The sequence below is a fragment of the Mycolicibacterium wolinskyi genome (assembly GCF_002101965.1).
GTDB lineage: Bacteria > Actinomycetota > Actinomycetes > Mycobacteriales > Mycobacteriaceae > Mycobacterium > Mycobacterium wolinskyi.
Genome location: NZ_LQQA01000033.1, coordinates 223,083 through 246,389, shown reverse-complemented (window position 1 = coordinate 246,389; position 23,307 = coordinate 223,083). Strand labels below are relative to the sequence as shown.

Sequence of the window (23,307 nt, the reverse complement as noted above, 5' to 3'; positions counted from 1 at the left end):
TGTGCCACGGCGCCGGTTTGACTATGCCGTTACGTCCGGGTGTGCCATGGACAAATGCCAACGCCTGACCTCGACCTCTACCCCGACGAGGGTGAGCCCGTCACCGGCGAACCGATCGAAGAACAGACGCCGACCCTGCTCGAACGCATGGGCGGCGTATCCGGGCTGGTTCATGCCAGCGTGCCCACGTTCGCCTACGTGATCGCGAACGCAGTCGCGGGATTGAGCGTGGCGGTCGCGGTCGCCGTCGGCACCAGCATCGGTCTGATCGCACTCAGGCTGGTGCGCAAGGAACCCCTTCAGCCGGCCATTTCAGGACTGCTCGGTGTCGTCATCGCCGCACTGATCGCCTATTACACCGGCTCCGCTGAGAACTACTTCCTGCCCGGTATCTGGATCAGCCTGGCGATGGCCGCCGCGTTCACACTGTCGGTCCTGGTCCGGCGCCCGCTCATCGGGGTGATCTGGAATCTGATGCGCACAAGCGGTCCCGACCCGTCATGGCGTGCCGACAAGGTGACGCTGCACGCATTCGACGTTGCGACGCTGGTGTTCGTGGCCGTGTTCGCGGCGAGATTCATTGTCCAACAATGGCTCTACGATGGCGGATTCACCGGGTGGCTGGCGTTCGCGCGGATCGCGATGGGCTATCCGCTCCTCGGTGTGGCGCTTGTGGTGACGTATTGGGCTGTTCGCCGGGCAAACCGGCGGCTCGGCGAGGAACCCGACCGGCGCACGAGCTAGCGCGTTTGCCCCGGCGGCTACCCGCCGCCGATCCACAACCGTTTACCCCAGGCAGCGCCAAATTTTGGTTAGTTAGCCTATCTTACTGTAAGATTTCGTGGGCCCGCCGGCCGGTCCGGCCGTTGCGCTCTGGTTCACACCAATCTTCGAAGGGGGTCAGCGTCATGTCCGTGCAGATGATCGAACGCCCGGCACCGCCGAAGGGCGGAGGTCTGCTGATTGCGGTTCTGGCCGCGGCAGGCATCGCGGTGTCGCTCATGCAGACGCTCGTGGTGCCGCTTGTCCCCCAGTTGCCCGAGCTTCTCGGCACGACGCCGGCCAATGCGTCGTGGGCGGTCACCGCCACACTGCTGACCGGCGCCGTGGCCACCCCGATGTTCGGCCGGCTCGGAGACATGTTCGGGCCCAAGCGAATTCTCGTCGCGTGCGCGGTGATCCTCACGGTGGGATCGGTGATCGCCGCCATGACGAGCTCACTCGCCCCACTCGTGATCGGCCGCGCGCTGCAAGGCTTCGGCGCACCCGTGATTCCGCTCGGCATCAGCGTGCTGAGGGCGGCGCTTCCCGCCGACCGCGTGGGTGGCGCGATGGGGATGGTGAGCGCCTCGCTCGGCGTCGGCGGCGCGCTCGGCCTGCCGATGTCCGCGGTCATCGCCGAGCACCTGAGCTGGCACGCATTGTTCTGGTGCGCCGCGGCTCTCGGACTGATGTCATGCATCCTGTTCGCGACCCTCGTCCCCGACATCGTGCCGTCGGCCTCGATGGGCCGTTTCGACGTCCTCGGCGCGCTCGGCCTGAGTGCGGCCCTCCTTCTGCTCCTGTTGCCAATCTCCAAGGGCGCCAGCTGGGGGTGGACCAGCCCGATGACACTGGGTCTGCTGATCGGATCCGTCGTCGTCTTCGTGGCGTTCGGCTGGTGGCAGTATCGTGCGCCCACACCGCTCGTCGATATGCGCACCACACTCAAACGACCGGTGCTGTTGACCAACCTCGCATCCATCGCAGTCGGCTTCGGCATGTTCGGCACGAGTCTGCTTGGTCCACAACTGCTCCAGATGCCCACGATGACCGGCTACGGCCTGGGGCAGTCGATGGTGATGGCCGGACTGTGGATGGCGCCCGGCGGCTTGGCGATGATGGCCACGTCCCCGATCGCCGGCCGCGTCATTGCGGCACGCGGACCGCGGTTCACGCTGATCCTCGGAGCAGTCATCATCGCCGTGGGTTACCTGGGCGGCACGCAGTTGCTCGGCTCGCCGGCAGGCATTCTCGTCTTTGGCGTCGTCTGCAGCACCGGTGTCGGCTTCGCGTTCGCCGCTCTGCCGACACTGATCAACTCCGCGGTGCCCGTGTCGGAAACCGCGGCCGCCAACGGCATCAACTCGCTCGCGCGATCACTGGGCACCTCGACATCCAGTGCGGTCACGAGCGCGGTCCTCGCGCAGATGACCGTCGTGGTCGCCGGACACGCCTTCCCAACACTCACCGCGTTCCGAACCGCCATGGTGATCGCCGGGTGCGCCGCGCTCGTCGCCGCGGTCATCGCGATGACGATCCCGACGTCGGTACCCGCGCCTGCGCCGTCCACGGTCGAACCCGTGCTAGCGCCCGTACCCACCCGCCGCAGGGCACAACGACTCGAGAACGTGCTGACCGCACTCGGACGTCAGGCGGCGGTCGCGCTGCAGATCCCCTCGACGCCGTATCGCCTCGACCGCGGCGATTACGTCATCGCCTCTTACCTCGGCGCCGACCGGCCGCTGACGTTGGACGAGTTGGCGCGCGAGGTGGACAGTCCGACCACGGCAGTCGACGAACGGATCTCCACGCTGATCCGGGACGGCATGGTGAGCCGGCTACCGGACACCGATCAAGCCGCTCCCCCGCGATTCGCCCTCACGTCGAGTGGTCGTTCGACCTTCGAACGCCAGCGGTCACTGAACATATCGAGGCTGGAGTCCATCGTGTCCCGTTGGGACGACGGCGATGTCGCCGCCCTCATCGGATACCTCGGTCGGCTGTCCGACGGAATCGACGAGGAATTGCGCCGCCAGAATGCCGTTGCGCCCGACGCGGCGCCCCACGGAATGTCACCACATGCCCCCACCACGCCGATTCGGACGGCACGCCCGCCACGTCCCCAACATCCGACCCGGCCCGCGCCACGCTCACTCCGGGATCGCTGGAGTGTTCCGAATCGCCGGGGATGATCTCGGAGCCCAGACAGAATCGCTACTGCGGCAAAGCCGTCCGTGACTAGCACGGCTGGGCTGACGTTTCGGACACGGAACGGCGGTAACAGTCCGTGTCGCGAACGTGATCGCACGGGACGATTCGGGTTCAGCGGCCGCGGTGGGGTCCACTTCGACGTCATCGCCACTGACGGAACCGGACTGATCTCGGCGGGTCATCTGCAAGCCGGCCGCGAGGGGCCACTCGCCATCGGAACTCAGCGAAGACACAGAAAGACCACGCAGACAGTGATATCCACGCACGAGCACCAAACAGACCCGCGCGGTATCGATCTCCAGCGCCTCGTCGACAGTTGGATTCTGCGCCGGCTACCACCATTACTAGCCGGTGATATCCGGTCCGCATTCGCGATGACAGAGCCGACGTGGCCCCCTCGGATGCCACCAACATCGCAACCCGATGAACCCCAACGCGCGCGTCTTCATCGTTATGGGCAAGACGGATCCCGCCGCCGCACGGCACCGCCAGCAGTCGATGATCTTGGTTCCCAGAGAAACTCGGGGGTAACGGGTGTTCAGAGGTGGACAGTCGCGTTGCCGCCCTTGCGCTTCGCGTGGAACATCGCGCGGTCGGCTCGTTCGATCATGCCGTCGAGCCATGCTGCGGAGGTGGTTCCTGACATTGCGAGGTGACCGGCTTCGCTGATGGTGATGCCGACGCTGGCGGTCACCGGATGTTCGGCCGGTGCGCAGATCGCGTACCGGACGGTGTCCAAGTCACTTCGATCGCGGCGGCTGGATTCGGCGCGATCGACGATGACGAACTCCTCGCCGCCGATTCGTGCCACCAGCGCGCTGCCCCGGACAGTGGATTTGATCCGTCGTGCACAGCGGACCAGGACCTCGTCGCCAACCGTGTGGCCGAAGGTGTCGTTGATGTCTTTGAAGCGGTCCAGGTCCACGACCATCACGGTGAACTCAGTGCGGGGAGTGGCGTCGCGTAACAGTTCGCCGATGTGCAAGTGCAGACCTCGTCGGTTGAGCAGTCCGGTCAGCGCGTCGGTGACCGACTCGTTGGCGTCCGTGCGCAAGGCCCAGATTCCGAACTGAATGCCCAGAGGTGTCGCGAGCACTGGGGCAACCGCGGTGAGTGTGCTGGCTGTGAACGTGGTCGTGTCGAAGTTCGCATGGCCGGCGGCTCGCACGGTGAATGCCGTTGTTGCCAGCAGGATCCATGTCAGATGGCCGGCAAGGGCTTTGGGGCCGTCGAAGAACATCAGGTAGATCGAGATCATCGTGAACGCGTTGAACCCGAATAAGCCCAGTAGCCAACTCGAGTCCGCTATCGCTGTGATGGCGATTCCGATGTCGGCAGTGATGACGAAGGCCAGCGATGTCCGGCGTGATGGCCATGGGCGAACGCACCACGCCACTCCCCAGCCGATCTGCAGCAAGCCGAAGATCGCGACTACAACAGCTGACGCGCGCGTCGTTGCGAACGGCATCAGAATCCCAAGGCAGATCACGCCGTTGAACGCGGTGCCAAAGCCGATGAGTGTCCGGATTGCCTCGTACATGGACCGTTTGGCGAAGTATTGCACCTGCGCTGGGTAGTCGACCGGCTCACGCCACCAGTCTCGGAGCAGTCCGACGAACCCTGCGTAGTTCCCCGAATTCGCCAGCAATCCGTACTCCCGTGTGCGTACCGTCAAAAAGCCTGATCGAATGGAACTGCCGCGCATCCCGCAGAACTGCAGCAATCAATCGATGACATTATCCGAATTGCCGAAATGGTCAATATGCAGCCGTCTCCGATCTCTTGAGGCGGATCGGTCGCATGATTGCTGCGTATCGGTTCAGCGACCCGGAGTAGCGCTTGCTGCCGCCGAGCCAGGCGTCCTGATCGTCGGCCAGATGGTGCGGGAGCGTCAGTGTTTCCTATTCTCACCACGAGCTCTGCCGACCCTACTTCGTGCCGTCCTGACCGACGGACCACCACTGACGCCACTCCGCATCGGGCTCCAGCGAGACCGGCTTGCAATGAGCAGATGAGGTGAAGCCCGCGTGGCCGCTCGACACCACGACCCGCTTTAATGGCCCGATGGCCACCTCGCGTGTCCGGACGACGGCATTGGGGTACGCGCTTGTCGCGCCCAGCCTGTTCGGTGTCGTGACATTTCTCTTGCTGCCCATGTTGGTGGTGGCGTGGTTGAGCCTGCACCGGTGGGATCTACTCGGCCCGATCGAGTATGTGGGACTGAACAATTGGGGCTCGGTTCTCACCGACTCGTCGTTTGCGACTTCGCTCGTGGTCACGCTGCTGTTCATCATCTTGGTGGTGCCGACGCAGACTGTGCTCGGCCTGGTCGCGGCAAGCATGCTGGCTCGCGGGCTTCCCGGAACCGGATTCTTCCGCACGGTATACGTATTGCCGTGGATCTGTGCGCCGCTGGCCATCGCCGTGTTGTGGCGCTGGATCCTGGCGCCGACCGACGGTGCGCTCAGCACGGTGCTAAACACCCGCATCGAATGGCTCACCGACCCGGGCCTGGCGTTGCCCGTGGTGTCGGCGGTCGTCATCTGGACCAATGTCGGCTACGTGACACTGTTCTTCCTGGCCGGCATCCTCAACATCCCCGCCGACATCCACAACGCCGCGCGCACCGACGGCGCCGGCTCGTGGCAGCGGTTTCGCCACATCACGCTGCCGATGTTGCGCCCCACGATGTTCTTCGTGCTCGTCACCGGAATCGTCAGCGCCGCCCAGGTATTCGACACCGTGTATGCCCTGACCGCGGGTGGCCCGCAGGGTCGCACCGACCTGATCGCACACCGCATCTACGCCGAGGCGTTCGGCGCAGCCGCGGTCGGACGCGCCGCCGTCATGGCCATCGTGTTGTTCGCGCTACTGGTCGGCGTCACGATCGTTCAGCACCTCTACTTCCGTCGCAGGATCAGCTATGACCTCACGTAACGTCCTCGTCTACGCCGGGCTGCTGCTTGGTGCCGTGATCACGCTGCTGCCGTTCGGGTTGGGGTTGCTGACGTCGTTCACGTCGGCCGAGCAGCTCGCCACCGAATCGCCGCTGTCACTGCCGAAGCCACCGACTTGGGAGAACTACCTCGGGCTGGCAGATGCCGGATTCGGCCGGGCTATCGCCGTAACCGCAGTGGTGACCTCGGTCATTCTGCTCGGCCAGCTGGTGTTCTCGGTGCTCGCCGCGTATGCCTTTGCGCGCCTGCAGTTTCCGGGACGCGACGTGCTGTTCTGGGTGTACGTCGCGACGCTGATGGTGCCTGCCACGGTGACGGTGGTGCCGCTCTATCTGATGATGGCCGAGGCGGGGCTGCGCAACACGTTCTGGGCGCTGGTGCTGCCGTTCATGTTCGGCTCGCCGTACGCGATCTTCCTGCTGCGCGAGTATTTCCGGTCCATTCCCGGTGACCTCATCAACGCCGCCCGACTCGACGGCGCGAACACCCTCGACGTGATCACCCACGTGGTGGTGCCGGCGAGCCGGCCGATCCTGGTGACACTGGCGTTGATCACCGTGGTGAGTCAGTGGAACAACTTCCTGTGGCCGTTGGTCATCACGAGCGGGAGCAAGTGGCAGGTGCTGACGGTCGCGACCGCCGGACTGCAGACGCAGTACAACGCGCAGTGGACGCTCGTGATGGCGGCGACGACGGTGGCGATCGTCCCGCTGATCGTGTTGTTCGTGGCGTTGTCGCGCAACATCGTCCGCTCGATCGTCGTGACGGGCATCAAATGAAGCGCTCGACGCAACTCGCCGCCGGCCTTGCGCTCACGATGGCCCTGCTGCTGGTGGCGGCGCTGCTGCTGGGCCGCGACACCGAGCCGTCGGGCAAGACCGTGGTGACCGTGCGACTGTGGGATCCGCAGGTCGCTGCGGCCTACCGGGAGTCCTTCGACGCGTTCAGCGCGGAGCATCCCGACATCGAGGTGCGCGTCAACACCGTCGCCTATTCGACGTACTTCGACACGCTGCGCACCGATGTGGCCGGCGGCAGCGCCGACGACATCTTCTGGATCTCCAACGCCTACTTCGCGGGGTATGCCGACAACGGCCGACTGCTCGATATCGGAAAACTCCTCGGGCCGAACGCCGCCCGGGCGTGGGAGCCGTCGGTCGTCAATCAATTCACCCGCAACGGCACGCTGTGGGGCGTACCGCAACTGACTGATGCCGGCATCGCGGTCTACTTCAATGCCGATCTGCTCGACGCTGCCGGCGTCGGCCTCGCCGAGCTGCCGATGCTGCGCTGGTCCAACGGTCCGGACGACACGTTACGGCCGCTGCTGGCGCGGCTCACCGTCGACGAGGCCGGCCGCACGGCGGCCACCCCCGGCTTCGACGCGAACCGGATTCGGCAGTGGGGATACAACGCCGCCAACGATTTACAGGGCATCTATCTCAATTTCATCGGCTCCGCGGGCGGGATCTTCGCGATCGGTGACCGGTTCGCGTTCGACAACCCGCAATCCGTCGAAGCGTTCGAGTACCTGGTGCGGCTGATCAACGACGACCATGTCGCGCCGCCGGCATCCGACACCAACAACAACGGGGACTTCTCCCGCAACGCATTCCTGCAGGGCCGTATGGCGTTGTTCCAGTCCGGCACCTACAACTTGGCTGCCATCGCCGACCAGGCCCGCTTCCGATGGGGCGTGGTGATGCTGCCTGCTGGACCGAAGGGCCGGGTCAGCGTCACGAACGGCATTGCCGCAGCGGCCAATCCGGCCACCCGACATCCGGACGCGGTACGCGAGGTACTGGCGTGGATGGGCAGCAAGCGAGGCAACGAATTCCTGGGAGTGCGTGGCGCCGCGATCCCGGCCGTGCTCGCCGCCCAGCCCGTGTACCACGATTACTGGAAGGCGCGGGGCGTCGACGTCAGCCCGTTCTTCCGGGTGCTGCGCGGGCCCCGCATCCCCGCACCGGGCGGGGCCGGATTCCCGGCGGGCTATGAGGCCATCAAGCCGTACTTCGACGAGATGTTCCTGGGGCGCGGCGACGTCGCGACCACCCTGGCCGATGCGCAGTGGGCCGCGAACGCCGCGGCGTCGCGATAGCGCTCGCCGATTCAACCCGCAGGTCACAGCTAATCGGTACTGTGGCCTGGTGTCCAAGCACGCCAGCGCATCCCGCCGCATGAGCTTGATAGTGGCAATGCTTGCGGTTGCAATGTTCGCACCGGCCTGCAGTGCCGGCCCGCTCGGCGATTCGACTCGGCCGCAGGCACCCCAATCCGAAGCGGGCTATGCGCCGGCGCCGGCCGCACCCCCCGCCGACGGGTGGCGGCCCGGGTTTGAAGGAGGCGCCGCAGCCCGCTGATTCCAACCGCGACGTCGTCAAGACCGCGTCGATGACCATCACAGCCGCGGACACCACCGACTCGGCCGACAAGGCCGTGTCGATCACCACCGACGCCGGCGGGCGCGTGGACAGCCGGTCCGAGGACGCCGGAACCAGTTCGGGCCGGGCCCGTATCGCCCTCGTACTGCGCGTGCCCGAGGCCAAGCTCGACGCCACGCTCGATGAGTTCAAGAAGCTCGGCACCGTCGACACCGTGGAGATCCGGGCCGAGGACGTGACGTCGCAACGGGTCGACCTCGATGCCCGCATCACCGCATTGCAGACCTCGGTCGACCGCTTGCTGGGAATCATGCGCGATGCCAGGGATCCCGATGCACTCATCAAAGCCGAGGAGGCCTTGTCGCAGCGGCAAGCCGACCTCGACAGCCTGCGGGCACAGCGCAAGCAGTTGGGCGATCAGATCGACTACAGCACAGTGAATCTTGAGTTGATCGCCGAGCAGGTCGGCGGCCCCACCGAGCAGTACCACGGGTTCTTCGGTCAGGTCGAACGCGGCTGGGACGGGCTCGTCGCGGTGGCCTCCGGCGCGGTGATGTTGTTCGGCCTGATGCTTCCGTGGCTTGTCGCGCTCGTCGTGGTCGGCGCCATCGGCTATGTCGTCATCCGGTTGGTGACGTCGCGGCGGGGCTGACTAGCCGCCGCGACGCGGCAGGCTGGTGCCCAACACCGTCAGCTCCAACGCGAGCGCGGTGCCGCACACCACCGCGAGTATCGCGAACGCGACCCAGTCGCGGGACTTCGGTCGTGACGGGGCAGCCGAGATCTGACCGGCACCACCACGCGCGGTGATGGCGTCGCCCATCTCGTCGGCGCGCCGAAGCGCCACTGTGACAGCGGCGGCCAGCAGGTCGACGAGATCGGACACCAACCGCCGGATACGCCCGCGGAACGTCTGGGCGCGTTCCTTGGGCCGCAACCGTCGTGCGGCATACAGCGTGCGGAACTCGTCGATGAGCATCGGGAAGGCCCGCAGCGCCAGGGCGATGGTCACGGCCCAATCGTCGACCGGAATGCGGAACACCCGTAACGGCCGCCCCAAAGTCGCGACCGCGGGCGCGATATCGGCGACGTTGGTGGTCCACGACACGAGCGCCCCGAGCCCGATCAGCACGAAGGCGAGCGCGGTGAGGCGCAGGAAGTTCACCAGACCACCGAGCCCGATCTCGATCGAGCCGACATCGATGACCGGGGCGCCCCCGGCGAACGTCGCGGTCAGCGCGCCCAACGCGATCACGATCCACAACCACACGGGAATCGTGGGCACCGCACCACGCGGGATATGGGCCAACCGGGCGATCACCAAGGCAAGCAACGCGACGAACCCGATGGGCACCCAGCCGGGGTAGAACGTCAGCAACACCCCGATGACGGCGACACCCAGCAGTTTGGTGCCCGCCCACAGTTGGTGGACGACGCTGTTGCCCGGCACCGGGCGCAGCAGCACAACGGGTTTGCGTTGTCCGCGGGTCGGTGCCGTCATAGCGCACCACCAGCCGCGGTCGGTGCGAGCGCGAGCGCGCCGTCGCGAAGGTGCAGTGTGCGCGGACACAGCCCTTCCAAGCCGGAGAAATCGTGGGAGATCACGACGACCGTGAGCCCACTGGTGCGCCGCAGGTCCTCCAGCAGCCGCAAAAGACCGCGTTGGCTGGCGGCATCCAGGCCGGCCAGCGGCTCGTCGAGGATCAGCGCGCGGGGTGAGCGGGCCAGCAGCCCGGCCAGCACGACGCGACGCATCTGGCCGCCCGAGAGTTGGTCGATGCGGCGCTTGCCCAACGCCGGGTCCAGCCCGACGGATGCCAACGCTGCGGCGACGCGGTCGTGCTCCTGCACGGAGAACCCGGCAGCTGACGCGATCTCGCGTTCGACACTGCTGCGCATCAGCTGGAGCCGCGCCGCTTGGAACGACAGCGCCACCGCGCCCACCTGTTCGGACACCGGGGCACCGTCGAGCAGGCAGGCGCCGTAGGTCGGGACGGTGAGCCCGGCCATGATCCACGCCAGGGTGGATTTACCGGAACCGTTGAGTCCGTGAATGAGGACGCCGTCGCCCTCGTTCACGGTGAACGTGATGTCGTGCAGAGCCGTCTTGGCCCACGGCGTTCCACTCGCGTATTCGTGGCCGACGGCGGTGAGCTCCAATACGGGCTCGCCCGGGTGGTGAGCGGCCATCGACCCGACCGGCACCGCTGAACTCTGCACCATGTCGGTGTTGTCGGCAGTGCCGCCGTTTCCGCTCAGGTTGACCGTGCGATCGGCGGTTTGGGCTTCGTCGTTGTAGTGCGTGATGTGCACGAGCGACATCTGGTGGTGGTCGGTCAACCTGGACAGGACGTTCATCAGAGTTTCGCGGCCCTGCTGATCGACCATGCTCGTGATCTCGTCGGCGATCAGCAGCGAGGGCTCGCGTGCGAGCGCGCCCGCAACCGCCAGACGTTGCAGTTCGCCGCCCGACAGGCCACCGGTGTCGCGCTCGGCGAGCCCGGCCAAACCGACCTCGGACAGCAGCCGGTCGACATCGGTCGTCGTCCCCGGTGGCAGGCCCCACACGACGTCGTCGGCCACCCTGCTGCCCAACACCTGACTCTCGGGGTGCTGCATGACGACCGCGGTGCCGCCGATGCGGCCGAGACCCACCGCCCCCGGCCGCTCGACCGTCCCGGATGACGGGTCACGTCCCGCGAGGACCAGCATCAGCGTGGTCTTGCCGGAACCGTTCGGTCCGGTCACTGCGACATGCTCGCCCGGTTGCAGTTCCATCGACACCGGCCCGAGCGCGTCGTGGTCGACGCCCGGGTACCGGAACCGGACGTCGGTGAGCCGCGCCGGTACCGGGCCGATCGGCTGCTCGGCGGTGTCGGCGTCGAGTTTGTGCACGTCGGGCACACCGGCGAGCCGGGTGAGCACGCGCGACAGCGCCCACCAGCCGATGAGGCTGACGAAGGTGATGCTCTGGATGCCGATGGCCAGGAACAGCAGCGGCCAGTAGTCGAGCAGCGTCGCGAAGCCGTTCTTGAGTGGCTCGGCCAGCACGTCCAACACCGGGATACGGGCGAGCACCGCGGCAAGACCGTCGATGTTGGCGGTCATCGAGTCGAAGATCAGAGTGCGGAGTCGCGACAGCACGGCCAGCGCGAGGACCGCGGCGGCGCCGAAGATCGCGCCCGCGACGACGGCGGCAGCGAGCACGGTGGGGGTGCCGCGACCTCGGCGTTTGACGACACCGGTCAAACCGCCGATGTAGGCACAGTTGATGACGGTCATCATGCCGCCCATGCCCGCGATCAAGAACGCGATGGTGGCACCGGCGACGGTCGCCGCGACCAGCACCCGCAGTCGGTACCGGTAGGCCAGCAGACCCATCGGCACCGTGCCGAGCAGTGACACACCGCGCGCGAACGGCACGATAACGGCGATGATCGCGGTCGCCGCACACAGCGCGGCCATGACTGCCGCCTGCGCGAGTTCACCGGGAGTCATTCCGCGCCGAGGCGCACTCACCGGTGATTTCGCGGTCATTGCTCGATTCTGCCAGGAGGTAAGACGAGGCTTACCCGGCCGTGGTGTGACGGCCGACACGACCGTGCACTGCATAGCAAATCTATGTAATATGGCGACATGCCGACAGCGAGCACCGAGAATGTCACCGTGACTGACGAAACCGAACTCGGCGCAGACCTGCTGTCGGTTGTCGCCCGCCTCAACCGGCTGGCGACCCAGCGCACCCGGCTACCGCTGCCGTGGGCGCAGGCCCGGCTGTTGTCCACGATCGAGGACCAGGGTGAGGCGCGGATCTCCGACCTCGCTCTGCTCGATCACTGCTCGCAGCCGACCATGACCACGCAGGTGCGCCGGTTGGAGGACGCCGGCCTGGTGTCTCGAACCGCCGACCCGGGCGATGCACGCGCAGTGCTCATCCGGATCACCGACAAAGGCAGGCAGACCCTCAACCAGGCGCGGGCCGACCGCGCCGCCGCGATCAACCCGCGGCTCGAGCGGTTGGACGCCGGAGACCGCCAGACCCTGGCCGATGCCGTCCAGGTCATCCGTCGGCTGTTGGCCGATGTCGCGGAGCACCCCGATAACTAGTTAGGAGCCCTTGCCCTTATGTGGCGCCAACCCAAAGCCGTTTGGGCCGTCGCCTTCGCGTCCGTCGTCGCCTTCATGGGCATCGGACTCGTCGACCCCATCCTCAAACCGATCGCCGACAACCTCGACGCATCGCCGTCCCAGGTCTCGTTGCTGTTCACCAGCTACATGGCCGTCATGGGCGTGGCGATGCTGATCACCGGCGTGGTGTCGAGCCGCATCGGGCCGAAACGCACCCTGCTGCTCGGCTTGGTGGTGATCATCGCCGGCGCCGGCCTGGCCGGTATGAGCGACACCGTGATGGAGATCGTCGGCTGGCGCGCACTGTGGGGCCTGGGTAACGCGTTGTTCATCGCGACGGCGCTGGCCACCATCGTCAACTCGGCGAAAGGCTCTGTGGCGCAGGCAATCATCCTGTACGAGGCCGCCCTGGGTCTCGGTATCGCGATCGGCCCGCTGGTCGGCGGGGTACTGGGTTCCATCTCGTGGCGCGGCCCGTTCTTCGGTGTGTCGGCACTCATGGCCTTCGCACTCGTGATCACCGCGTTCCTGCTGCCCGCCACGCCACGCGCCGAACGGGCGACCACGCTCCTCGACCCGTTCCGCGCACTGCGCCACCGCGGGCTGCTCGGCGTCGCGGTCACCGCACTGCTCTACAACTTCGGATTCTTCACGCTCCTGGCGTTCACGCCGTTCCCGCTCGACATGACCGCACACCAGATCGGGCTGATCTTCTTCGGCTGGGGTGTGGCGCTGGCCTTCACCTCGGTGGTGGTCGCGCCGCGGCTGCAGCGCCGCTTCGGCACTGTCCCGACGCTGATCGTCAATCTTCTCGCGATGACCGCGACCCTGGTGGTGATGGCGCTCGGCACCGACTCCAAAGCCATTCTCGCGACGTGCGTGGTGGTCGCGGGCCTGTTCATCGGTATCAACAACACGCTGATCACCGAGACCGTGATGAAGGCCGCCCCGGTCGAACGCGGCGTGGCCTCCGCGGCCTACAGCTTCCTGCGGTTCAGCGGCGCCGCCGTCGCACCGTGGCTGGCCGGAGTTCTCGGTGAGCAGGTCAGCGTGCACCTGCCGTACTGGGTCGGCGCGGCAGCCGTGCTGCTGGGTGCGGGCGTACTGTTCGCGACGCGTAAACACCTGACGGGCATCGACGTCGAGGAAGACGAACTCGACGAGCTCACCGACGAGGCGACTGCCGTCACGGTGGGCAGCGACAGCTAGCGGCTTCTTGCCGGGCGGCCCGCCTGCTAGCGACAATGTCGCTGAAATCGCCTCTCCTGCAGCACTATTAACTACAGCCCCACAGCTCCGACAACACTTGGCACTCAGGCCCCGCCTGCCTCATGCGAACCGCAATTTCCTGTGCCCGCATATCAGCGACAAAGTCGCTGGTATGCGGGCACGAAACCACTGGTGCCGAAGTGACACGGCAGTGTTGTTGTGTTGCAAGTGATTCGGCAACCTGGGACGGAAGCGGCCGGTGAGACGTACGAGGCGGTTTCCGCGACATTGTCGCTAATAGCCGGGCAGGACGGCCGCTCACATTGCGAACAGCAGAAACTGCGTGATCTGAGTGGGCGAGAAGTTGTCGTCGCTGACCATGATCACCGACTGGCGTCCGTCGGAAAGCCTGGGGCCCAGTGTGATTCCCTCGATGTTGTCCAGCGGGGTGAGCCCGGGCGTGTTCGTCAGATCGGCAAGCAACGTCTTGGTCAATTGCCCAGAGCCCTCGGTGACGCCCGCCCGGTAGACGCGCACCGCGACGTGGGTGCCGTAGCCGCGCTCGACGACCAGGAACGTCCCGTCGTCGAGCGCGACGAGATCGGACAAGCCGTTGTCGCCGCCCGGCCCGGCGCTGACCGCGTCGAGCGGATAGGTGTATTCGCGATCGGCCGCACCGGTGTCGACGTCGTAGCGGGTGATGCGGGTGATCGCACCGTGCTGCTCGTCGGGCAGGGCGCCGTCCTGGTAGACCGGTCCCTCCATCGCAGCCCACAGATACCGGCCGTCCGGGGTGAGCGAAAGCCCTTCCAGCGCACGGTTCTGCCGGGCGCCGTGGTCGGGAGCCGACGTCTTCAGCGCGTCCGGCAGGGCGAACTCCCCGAGGTAGGTACCGTCGAGGCCCGCGATGCGCACCCACGGATCGAGCCGGACACCTCCGTCGCCGCGCTCGCCCTCGCTGGTCCAGTACAGCCGGCCGCGGCGGGCGTCGTACGCGATGCCCTCGGGGTCCGGCGGCACCACGGGCGGGCGGGCTTCGGCGTCCAGCGGCGCGAACGGCTTACCGTGTGAGTCCAGCCACGGACGTGTACCGACGAAGTCGACGCGTTCGATGCCGTTGTCCGACAGCGCGATCTGTGCCGTGTAGAAGCGGGCCGGGTTTTTCGCGGAGCGGTCGTCGCTGACGATGTAGTAGAGCCCGGCCCCGGCGTCGTAGCTGATTCCGGACAATCCGCCGATGACGGTACCGTCCAGCGTCGCGCCCGACGCGATACGTTGCTGGCCCAGGTACTCGAAAGCCGGTGCAGCACCGGCATCGGCATTGCAGCCGGTCAACAGGAGCACGACGGCGAGCAGTGTTCGACGCAGCATCACGTCGTGACAGTACCCACCAAAGTGCCGACGACGTAGGTCGCGGCGATCGCGATCGTGCCGAACATCAACTGCCGCAGTGCCGCTGACCACACCGGCTTTCTCGTGAACCGGGCCGCCACACCACCAGCGATCAGCAGGCCCACCCCGCCGCAGGCCAGCCCGGCCCACAGTGATTCGAAGGCAAGCAGATACGGGATCAACGGGATGATCGCGCCGATCGCGAACATCAGGAACGACGACACCGCCGCCGTGACCGGTGAGGGCTTCTCCCGCGGATCGACGCCCAACTCCTGCACCAGGTGGAAGTTGAGCGCGCGGTTCTCGTCGCGGTGGATCTCGTCGGTGGCTTTCTGCGCGGTGGGCTCGGTCATCCCCATCGCCACCAGCATGCCGACCAGTTCGGCCTTCTCCGCCTGTGGTTGCTTGTGGAACGAACGGCGTTCGACCCGAACCTCGGAGTCGATCTGCTCGTTGGCCGTGGTCACCGACGTGTACTCGCCGAGTGCCATGGAGAACGCCCCGGCCAGCAGGCCCGCCACGCCGCTGAGCACGACGGTCTGCGCGCTGGCGCTCGCGGCCACACCGGCGATCAGCGCGGTGTTGCTGACCAGGCCGTCCATGGCGCCGAACGTCGCGGCGCGCAACCAGCCGCCCGTCACGTCGGCGTGTTTGTGGTCGATGGTGTGAGGCATTCCGGTGGGCGACAACGGCCCGGGCCGATCGGTCATACCCCGATTCAACGCCCACGCGATTCGACCGTTCCACTCAGGTTTACCTGCGTTGGCGGGCGCAGGCGTTACCGTCAGGTATGACCTCCACTGCCGAACATCTGCGCAACACGCTGGACGGCCGCTGGCGTGACGTCAAGAACGCCATGCGGACCAACCTGTCGAACGAGATTTTCCGGCCGCACTACACGCCCAATACGGTCATCGCCCGGGCGAAGGTGGGCGAGCAACTCAAGATCATGGCCGCGGCGGGCGCAGCCGAGGACGGGTTCCGCAAGGAGCACGGCGGCAACGGCAACGTCGGCGCGGCCATCACCCAGATCGAGATGCTCGCCATGTCGGATCTGTCGCTCATGGTCAAGGCAGGCGTGCAGTGGGGGCTGTTCGGCGGCGCCATCGAGAACCTCGGCACCGAGCGACATCACAAGGCCTACGTGCGCAAGCTCATCGACCTCGACCTGCTCGGTTGTTTCGCCATGACCGAGACCGGCCACGGCAGCGACGTGCAGTCCCTGGAAACCACCGCAACCTACGATGCGGCCACCCAGGAGTTCGTGATCCACTCCCCGACCCCGACGGCGCGCAAGGACTACATCGGCGGTGCCGCCGAAACCGCCAGGGTCGCAGCGGTTTTCGCGCAGCTGATCACCCCCGACGGCGTCAATCACGGTGTGCACTGCCTGGTGGTGCCAATCCGCGACGAGATGGGCAACGACATGCCCGGCGTCACGACCTCCGACTGCCACTACAAGGGTGGGCTGCCCGGCGTCGACAACGGCCGCATCGTGTTCGACAACGTTCGGGTGCCCCGGGAGAACCTGCTCAACCGCTACGCCGACGTCTCCCCAGACGGCACCTACAGCTCGCCGATCGAGAACCCGGGCCGTCGGTTCTTCACCATGCTCGGGACCTTGATCCGAGGTCGCGTCACGGTCGGCGGCAGCGCGGCGGCCGCAGCTCGCGTCGCCCTCGACATCGCCACCCGGTATGCGTTGGAACGCAAGCAGTTCAGTGCACCCGACGGCGACGACGAGGTGCTCATCATGGATTACCTCGTGCACCAGCGCCGGCTGATTCCGCTGATCGCCAAGTCCTACGCGCTGCAATTCGCGCAGAACGAGCTCGTCGCGAAATGCCATGAGCTGCAGACCTCCGACAACCCCGACCCGGAGGAACAGCGGGAATTGGAGGCACGAGCCGCCGGGCTCAAGGCCGCCAACACCTGGCATGCCAGCAAGGCCATCCAGGAGGCCCGCGAAGCTTGCGGTGGCGCAGGCTATCTCGCCGAGAACCGGTTGATCGCGCTGCGCGCCGACACCGACGTGTTCACGACCTTCGAGGGCGACAACCACGTGCTGACGCAGCTTGTGGCCAAAGAGTTGTTGACGGCCTACGCCGACGACATCAAGGGCATGAGCCCCGTCGAATGGGTGCGCTTCGCGGCGAACTTCGCCGGCGAGCGGGTGCTCAAGCGCACCGCGGCCGAGACGATCATGCAGACGATCCTCGACAGTCGCCAGGACAACGAAGAAGAGGGCAGCCTGTTCAACCGCGGCACACAGGTCAAGATGTTCGAGGACCGCGAGGCGTACATGCTGGCGTCAGTGGCACGACGGCTTCAGGGCAAGGCCAAGGAGGTGTCGGCGTTCGACGCGTTCAACGCCGTCCAGGACCACGTGCTGCACGCGGCGACGGCCCACATCGACCGAATCGTGTTGGAAGCGTTCGTCGCAGGCATCGACGCGTGCGAGGACGACACGGCCCGCGAGTTGCTGAACGACGTGTGTGATCTGTACGCGCTGTCGGTGATCGAGGACGACAAGGCCTGGTTCATCGAGCACCGCTATCTGTCCACCGAACGCGCCAAGGCCGTCACAAGGGGTATCAACGAGCGGTGCCGCAGCCTGCGGCCGCACATCGAGACGCTCGTCGACGGGTTCGGCATTCCCGAGCAACTGCGCTACGCCGCGATGCTCGACCCCGACGAGCTGCTCAACGGTTAGGGCTTCGGGATCGGGTCGACGGCAACCAGCTTGCCGTCGTCCCCGATCCGGAACCGCACGGTCGCGATGCCGGTCGGCGCCTTCGGTGAATCCTGGCCCTGCTGCCACTGGTAATTCACGACGACCGAGTCGTCGGCGTTGGTCACGACGTTGATGTAGGGCCGCGGCTCGGGCGTGGCAGGGCCCAGCGGAGTCTGGCGGTCGAAGAACAGCAGCTGGCCCGGGCTGTTGGGCTCGGGGTTGGTCTGGCCGACCTGCACCCAGTACAGCCGGCAGTTACTGGTGTGGCCTTCGTTGACCTTCGTCCACTCCGAACCGGCCTTGGGCGCGGGCAGCTTGGCGATCTCCTGCGCGACCGTGTCGGCAGCCGGGCCGTCTGCCGGCGTGCACGTGTCGGGCTTGGGCGGCGGCGCCGAGGGTGGGCTCCACCCGCATCCCACGGCAAGGAAACCCAGGGACAGCAGCACCGCGCTCAGCCGGGACAACCGCATGCCACCGAGCTTACGGGGCAGGGCCGCGGGATCGCCGCAACGCGCCGTCCACCCGACAATCTCAATTCTCTTTCTCAACCGCGCCGCAATTCCCGAATCACCGAATTCGCACGCACATGAATTCCGGCGCCATCGCCGTTGTGAATGGCGCAATATTCAACGTGGCCGGTCACAACCTTGCCGAGCCGCTTTATCTGCACATCAGAAAACCTTTCTGATGTGCCAACAACAATGCGGCCGCGGACCAAATGATGCCCCGAAGCAAATAATGCTCGCTGTTATCATTTCCGGCTATGGAACTGCGGCAGCTGGAGTACTTCGTCGCTGTCGCGGAGGAGGAGAGCTTCACCAAGGCGGCGGCCCGGTTGCACATCGCGCAGTCCGGGATCAGCGCGCAGATCCTGCAGCTGGAACGCGAACTGGGTCAGCGGTTGTTCGACCGCAACCGGCGCGCGGTCCGGCTCACCGAGGTGGGCACCGCGGTGTTGAAGCATGCGCGGCTCGCGTTGGCGGCAGCCGAGGACGCCCGGCAGATCGCCGACGAGTACGGCGATGCGTTACGCGGCCACGTCAGCGTCGGGCTGGCGGCGTCGTCGTCGTACGCGTTCGATCTCGCCGACATGCTCGCGAAGTTCCACCGCGATCACCCGTTGGTCGAGATATCTCTGCAGGAGACCGGTAGCGACGAACTCGTGGCGGGGCTGCTCGCCGGCCGTCAGGACGCGGCCATCATCGCACCGCCCGCCGTGGTGCCCCCGGATCTCGGGCTGCAACTGGTCGCCGACGAACCGCTCGTCGCGGCGGTGAGCACGGACCACCCACTGGCCACCGCCACCGACATCACCCTCGATGACCTGAGCGGGTGCCAGCTGATCACCTTTTCCCCGATGGTCGGCACGCGCAGCACCATCGACGCCACGTTCGCTGCCGCGGGAATCGAGGCGCACATCGGCATCGAAGCGGGTGATCCGAGCGTCTTGGCCGAGCTTGCCGTGGGAGGCCTGGGAGTCGCCCTGGTTCCCGAGCCGTACGCCCGGGCGCGCGACGGCCAACTGCGCGTTCTGCCGATCACGGACGTGCAGCTGCGAGGATCCCTTGCGCTGGCGTGGAATAACGCCAGACGGCCCACACCCAGTGCGCGGCGGTTGATCGATTACGCCAGGCAGTCGCTGTCAGCCAAGTACGGCCTGTCAGGCTGATCACGGAACGCTACAGTGACTGCGCTGACACCGATTGAAGGAGACACACTGATGGCCTGGTTCCTCGCCATGGAAGGCCCCGCCAACAAGGCCGTGCTGTACCAACTCCAGGAATCGGTCGACACTGACAAGCTGGCCGAGGAGATGTTGAGCTCGGCGACCCTGGACCGCGCCGTCGCGGTGCCCGCGGTGCTGCAGAACAACAAGCAGCACGTGACGGTGTACGTCCGCCCGGCGGCGTGGGGCGTGTGGACCTTCTACCAGCTGACCGAGGAGGAGCGGAAGGCGCTCGCGTCGGCGACCAATCCGCTCGTGGAGGCGCTGGCTCAAGCCGCGCGCCAGAAGCAGAACCGGCCGCAGTCCTAGTCACCCGCGATGTCACCCCCGATGTGCCAGCCGCGGGCGCGCGCGTACTGGCGATACAGCCGGGCGTAGACACCCGCGGATTCCATCAGCTGCGCCGGCGCCCCGGTCTCGACGACGCGTCCCCCGTCGAGCGCGACGACCTGATCGGCCGCCTCGAGGGTGGCCGGGCGGTGGGCGATGACGATCATCGTGCGGTGCGGGTCGGCTGCCAGTTCGGCGATGGCCGCACCGATGGCCGCTTCGTTCTCGGGATCGAGGGCCGATGCGGCCTCGTCGACGAGCACGATGCGCGCCTGCTTGAGGAAGGCGCGTGCGATCGATACGCGTTGACGCTCTCCGCCGGACAACTGGGCACCGCCCTCGCCGACCCGGGTCGCCCAACCGTTGGGCAGCCGGTCGATGACCTCGTCGAGTGCGGCGGCGCGCGCCGCGGCGTGCAACTCGGCAGCGGTCGCGTCGGGCCGGGCCAATCGCAGGTTCTCCTCGATCGTGGTGTCGAACAGGTAGACGTCCTGGAACACGATCGCGATCTCGCGCAGGAGCGCGGTGTGGTCGTAATCGCGGACATCGACGCCGCCGACGCGTACCGACCCGGTGTCGGTGTCGAACAACCGGGCGATCAGCCGCAGCACCGTCGTCTTCCCCGACCCCGACGGGCCCACGAGCGCCGTCGTGGAGCCCGCCGGACAGCAGAACGACACGTCGCTGAGCGCGGCGTTACCGCCGTATCCGAAACCGACACCGCACAATTCGATGCCGACGTCGTACACGACGCGGCGCGGCCGAGGCGATTGCGGCAGTGGGTCGAGGCGCAGGAAATCGTCGACCGTGGCGACGAGGTAGTCGAGCGCACCGATGCCGCTCACGTGACCGCCGAGCGTGCCCAGCGGTTCGGTGAACCGCACCGCGAGGATCAACAGCGCGACGGCGTCGGCGACGTGCAGTGATCCGTCGAGCAGGTATGTCGCCGTCAGCGCGAGCGTGGCGACGAAACCGGCGGCCACGACCCAGGTGTAGAGCTGGTCGGGCCACAACAGCCGGTTCAGGCCCCGGGCATAGCGTCGGCGGTGTTCGTCGAGCGCGTCACGCATCTGCACGGTACCGGTGCGCCCGCGGCCTGCCGCCCGGATGACCGACTGCGCCTGACCGTATTCGACTGCCCGGCCGGCAATTTCATTCCCGGCGGCTTCGATGTCGGCGACCACGCCGAGAGTGCTACGGCGGCAGTTTCGCGCCGCGAGCAACGCGGCGGGCAGCGTCAGTGCCAGCACCAGCCCGAGCCGCCAGTCGACCACCAGTGTGACTGCGGTGATCGTCACCGACACGCTGATGCAGTTCACCGCGGGCCCGGCCACCACGACGCTGACGTGCCCGACCTCGCCGGCCACCGACGTGGCTGTCCGCACGAACCGGCCCTTGTTGTCGCCGCTGAACCAGCCCATCGGCAACACATTGAGGTGTTCGATGAGCCTGCCGCGCAACTGCGCGGTGGTCTCCCCCGCCGCGACGAATCCGACCGTCATCGTCCGCACATTGAGCCACCAGTAGATCAGCACGCCGGCTCCCGCCACGCCCAACCATGGTGCGGCTGCGGCGAAATCGGGCTGCGGTGCCAGCAGGGCGCGCAGGATCGGAACCAGCGCCCCGAGCAGAAGTCCCTGCACGACACCGAGTACCGCCTGCAGCGCCGCGACGTGCAACAGCGGACGGGGATCGGTCACGATGGTCAGTAGCCGGCGGATCATGCCGCCACCCCCTGCTGTGCGCGCCACAATCTGGCGTAGAGCCCGTCGCGGGCGAGTAGTGCGGCGTGGGTGCCGGTCTCGGCGATACGGCCACCGTCGAGGACGACGATCTGATCGGCGCCGACGACGGTGTGCAGGCGGTGAGCGATCACGATGACGGTCTTGCCGACGATGAGTTCGGCGAGCGCGTCGTGCACGGCGACTTCGCTGTCCGGGTCGAGTGCCGCCGTCGCCTCATCGAGCACCACGATCGGTGAACGCGCCAGGATGGCCCGTGCGATCGTCAGCCGCTGCCGCTCGCCACCCGAAAGTCCGCCGCCGTCAGACTGATTCAGCACGGTGTCGTAGCCCTGTGGCAATCGCTCGATGACATCGTGGATCTGCGCGGCCTTCGCCGCCGCGCGTATCTCGGCGTCGGTGGCCGTGGGCCTGCCCAACCGGATGTTCTCGGCGACGGTGTCGCGGACGAGCACCACGTCCTGGAACACCAGCGACACCGTCGACAGCAGTGCCGTCGAGGACATGTCGCGGATGTCGACCCCGCCGATCCGGATGGCGCCGGACGTGACGTCGTAGAACCTGGGCACGAGCGTCGCCACGGTGGTCTTGCCCGCCCCGGACGGTCCGACGAGCGCGGTGACCGTCCCAGGGCGGCAGGTCATGGTGATGTCGCGCACGGCGTCGGTGGTGCCGTCGTAGGAAAAGCCGACATGGTCGAACTCCACACCGAACTCGTTGGGGCTCTTGGGCATCTGCGGCTCGGGCAGTGCGGGTGTCGAGAGCAGCCGTTCGATGTTGCCCGCGGCCACGCGAGCACTGCGAAGCGCTATCGACCCGTGGATGAGTTCGGACAACGGCGCGGCGAGTCCCACCCCGACGACGAGGAACGGGATCAGGTCTGCCGTCGCGAGCCCGCCCGCGCGGACGAACATCAACCCGGCCACTGTCACGACCGCGAGCACCGTCACCTCCGCCGCGAGGATGTGGCTGGCCGCGGTGCTGTAGCGAACCTCGGCGACCCAGGCTCGGAAGGCGTCGCGATAGTCGCGGACCGCCCGCGTGAATCTCTCCAATGCCGTTGTGGCACCGAATGTTTTGGCAACGGCGATACCGTCGGCGTATTCCACTGTCGCGCCGCTGATCCGGGTCTCGGCCGCGATCAGCTTCTGGGTGTGTTCCGGCATCGACCGCATCGCCAGCCGGTAGGTCAGGAAGGCGATCACCGGCACCGCGACCGTGACCGCCGTCATCGGCGCGTCCACCGATATGAGATAGCCGATCGCGACGAGCGTGACGGTGACCGCACCGACGAGCTCGCCGAGGGCGTGCGCGAACAGCACGTGCATGGCTTCGAGGTCGACGGTCATGACCTTTTTCATCTGGCCCGAGCCCGATGACCGGAACCAGCCCAGCGGAACGATGCCGAGGCGGTCGACGAGGCGCTTGCGGAGGTGGTGCAGCATCCTGGCGTCGGCGTGGTGGCCGATATGGGAGGCCAGGCCGAGGCAGACCAGGCGTACAGCGGCGCCCGCCGCTCCCAGACCGATCCACAGCCATACGTGGCCCTCCGAGCCGGCCAGCGCGCGCCGGGCGATCTCCGCGATCGCGATATACGGAAGCAGGCCCGCCGCCGCGGCGACGGCAGCCAGCAGCGCGCACGCGATCAGGTTGACATGCACGGGGCGCAGCATGTCGGCGGCGCCGCGGTAGGTGATGGGTAGTGCGGGAGGTGGGGCGACCTCGGGCATAC

18 protein-coding genes and 2 pseudogenes are annotated in these 23,307 nt (G+C 66.9%); 12 read left to right on the top strand and 8 right to left on the bottom strand.

Features of this window, described 5'->3' with window-relative positions; translation table 11 throughout:
- Nucleotides 1-54: 54 nt before the first annotated feature.
- The 3 genes and pseudogenes from AWC31_RS31395 to AWC31_RS38020 all read left to right on the top strand — a co-directional run.
- Entirely contained in the window at nt 55-744 is a 690-nt protein-coding gene (locus tag AWC31_RS31395; protein ID WP_085148861.1) for a DUF3159 domain-containing protein, read from the top strand.
- Between the two features lie 164 nt (nt 745-908).
- Nucleotides 909-2,954: an MFS transporter gene (locus tag AWC31_RS31390; protein ID WP_110775349.1), complete on the top strand. Its 2,046-nt coding sequence runs from the start codon at nt 909-911 to the stop codon at nt 2,952-2,954.
- A gap of 351 nt (nt 2,955-3,305) precedes the next feature.
- Nucleotides 3,306-3,501: pseudogene (locus tag AWC31_RS38020) on the top strand (acyl-CoA dehydrogenase); the annotation flags it as partial.
- A gap of 10 nt (nt 3,502-3,511) precedes the next feature.
- On the opposite strand, the gene AWC31_RS31380 reads toward AWC31_RS38020, so the two are convergent.
- Entirely contained in the window at nt 3,512-4,648 is a 1,137-nt protein-coding gene (locus AWC31_RS31380) for a GGDEF domain-containing protein (protein WP_234817059.1), read from the bottom strand.
- A 389-nt stretch (nt 4,649-5,037) separates the two neighbouring features.
- On the opposite strand from AWC31_RS31380, the gene AWC31_RS31375 reads away from it, so the two are divergent.
- The 4 genes and pseudogenes from AWC31_RS31375 (at nt 5,038) to AWC31_RS31360 (ending at nt 8,966) form a co-directional block, all read left to right on the top strand.
- Nucleotides 5,038-5,910: a carbohydrate ABC transporter permease gene (locus AWC31_RS31375; protein ID WP_085148854.1), complete on the top strand. Its 873-nt coding sequence runs from the start codon at nt 5,038-5,040 to the stop codon at nt 5,908-5,910.
- The gene (locus tag AWC31_RS31370) at nt 5,897-6,709 is read left to right on the top strand and encodes a carbohydrate ABC transporter permease (RefSeq protein ID WP_085148850.1); all 813 of its coding nucleotides are present in this window, start codon (nt 5,897-5,899) and stop codon (nt 6,707-6,709) included. Before AWC31_RS31375 ends, AWC31_RS31370 begins: the two co-directional genes overlap by 14 nt.
- Nucleotides 6,706-8,031, top strand: coding sequence for an ABC transporter substrate-binding protein (locus AWC31_RS31365; protein ID WP_085148847.1), 1,326 nt, complete (start codon nt 6,706-6,708; stop codon nt 8,029-8,031). Before AWC31_RS31370 ends, AWC31_RS31365 begins: the two co-directional genes overlap by 4 nt.
- A 112-nt stretch (nt 8,032-8,143) precedes the next feature.
- Nucleotides 8,144-8,966, top strand: a pseudogene (locus tag AWC31_RS31360) (DUF4349 domain-containing protein).
- On the opposite strand, the gene AWC31_RS31355 reads toward AWC31_RS31360, so the two are convergent.
- Together AWC31_RS31355 and AWC31_RS31350 are read right to left on the bottom strand one after the other, a co-directional pair.
- Nucleotides 8,967-9,815 carry a CbiQ family ECF transporter T component gene (locus AWC31_RS31355; RefSeq protein ID WP_085148844.1) on the bottom strand — a complete coding sequence of 283 codons (849 nt, stop codon included), beginning with the start codon at nt 9,813-9,815 and terminating at the stop codon, nt 8,967-8,969.
- Nucleotides 9,812-11,851 carry an ABC transporter ATP-binding protein gene (locus AWC31_RS31350; RefSeq protein WP_085148841.1) on the bottom strand — a complete coding sequence of 680 codons (2,040 nt, stop codon included), beginning with the start codon at nt 11,849-11,851 and terminating at the stop codon, nt 9,812-9,814. Before AWC31_RS31350 ends, AWC31_RS31355 begins: the two co-directional genes overlap by 4 nt.
- Before the next feature lie 99 nt (nt 11,852-11,950).
- Between AWC31_RS31350 and AWC31_RS31345 the strand changes: the two genes are divergently transcribed.
- Together AWC31_RS31345 and AWC31_RS31340 are read left to right on the top strand one after the other, a co-directional pair.
- Nucleotides 11,951-12,421, top strand: a complete 471-nt coding sequence (locus AWC31_RS31345; RefSeq protein WP_085148837.1) for a MarR family winged helix-turn-helix transcriptional regulator — start codon at nt 11,951-11,953, stop codon at nt 12,419-12,421.
- A gap of 18 nt (nt 12,422-12,439) precedes the next feature.
- Nucleotides 12,440-13,651 carry an MFS transporter gene (locus AWC31_RS31340; RefSeq protein WP_085148833.1) on the top strand — a complete coding sequence of 404 codons (1,212 nt, stop codon included), beginning with the start codon at nt 12,440-12,442 and terminating at the stop codon, nt 13,649-13,651.
- A 318-nt stretch (nt 13,652-13,969) separates the two neighbouring features.
- Here AWC31_RS31340 and AWC31_RS31335 read toward each other — a convergent pair whose 3' ends face one another.
- The gene (locus AWC31_RS31335; protein WP_085148830.1) at nt 13,970-15,022 is read right to left on the bottom strand and encodes an esterase-like activity of phytase family protein; all 1,053 of its coding nucleotides are present in this window, start codon (nt 15,020-15,022) and stop codon (nt 13,970-13,972) included.
- A complete protein-coding gene (locus AWC31_RS31330; RefSeq protein ID WP_067852094.1) occupies nt 15,022-15,753 on the bottom strand; it encodes a VIT1/CCC1 transporter family protein in 732 nt (243 codons plus the stop codon). Before AWC31_RS31330 ends, AWC31_RS31335 begins: the two co-directional genes overlap by 1 nt.
- A gap of 80 nt (nt 15,754-15,833) precedes the next feature.
- Between AWC31_RS31330 and AWC31_RS31325 the strand changes: the two genes are divergently transcribed.
- A complete protein-coding gene (locus tag AWC31_RS31325) occupies nt 15,834-17,756 on the top strand; it encodes an acyl-CoA dehydrogenase family protein (protein WP_085148827.1) in 1,923 nt (640 codons plus the stop codon).
- Here the strand turns inward: AWC31_RS31325 and AWC31_RS31320 are convergent.
- On the bottom strand, nt 17,753-18,247 hold the full coding sequence (locus AWC31_RS31320; RefSeq protein ID WP_085148824.1) for an LppP/LprE family lipoprotein: 495 nt from the start codon (nt 18,245-18,247) through the stop codon (nt 17,753-17,755). The two genes, AWC31_RS31325 and AWC31_RS31320, sit on opposite strands and share 4 nt — an antisense overlap.
- Before the next feature lie 293 nt (nt 18,248-18,540).
- Between AWC31_RS31320 and AWC31_RS31315 the strand changes: the two genes are divergently transcribed.
- Together AWC31_RS31315 and AWC31_RS31310 are read left to right on the top strand one after the other, a co-directional pair.
- The gene (locus tag AWC31_RS31315; RefSeq protein ID WP_085148821.1) at nt 18,541-19,446 is read left to right on the top strand and encodes a LysR family transcriptional regulator; all 906 of its coding nucleotides are present in this window, start codon (nt 18,541-18,543) and stop codon (nt 19,444-19,446) included.
- A gap of 51 nt (nt 19,447-19,497) precedes the next feature.
- Complete coding sequence (locus AWC31_RS31310; RefSeq protein WP_085148818.1) at nt 19,498-19,812, top strand: hypothetical protein; 315 nt, start codon at nt 19,498-19,500, stop codon at nt 19,810-19,812.
- Here AWC31_RS31310 and AWC31_RS31305 read toward each other — a convergent pair.
- Both AWC31_RS31305 and AWC31_RS38185 read right to left on the bottom strand, forming a co-directional pair.
- Nucleotides 19,809-21,557 carry an ABC transporter ATP-binding protein gene (locus AWC31_RS31305; protein WP_085148815.1) on the bottom strand — a complete coding sequence of 583 codons (1,749 nt, stop codon included), beginning with the start codon at nt 21,555-21,557 and terminating at the stop codon, nt 19,809-19,811. The genes AWC31_RS31310 and AWC31_RS31305 overlap by 4 nt on opposite strands.
- Nucleotides 21,554-23,305 (bottom strand): ABC transporter ATP-binding protein, encoded by a 1,752-nt coding sequence (locus AWC31_RS38185; protein WP_085148812.1) that lies wholly within the window; start codon nt 23,303-23,305, stop codon nt 21,554-21,556. The genes AWC31_RS31305 and AWC31_RS38185 overlap by 4 nt, the downstream gene beginning before the upstream one ends.
- Nucleotides 23,306-23,307: the final 2 nt, after the last annotated feature.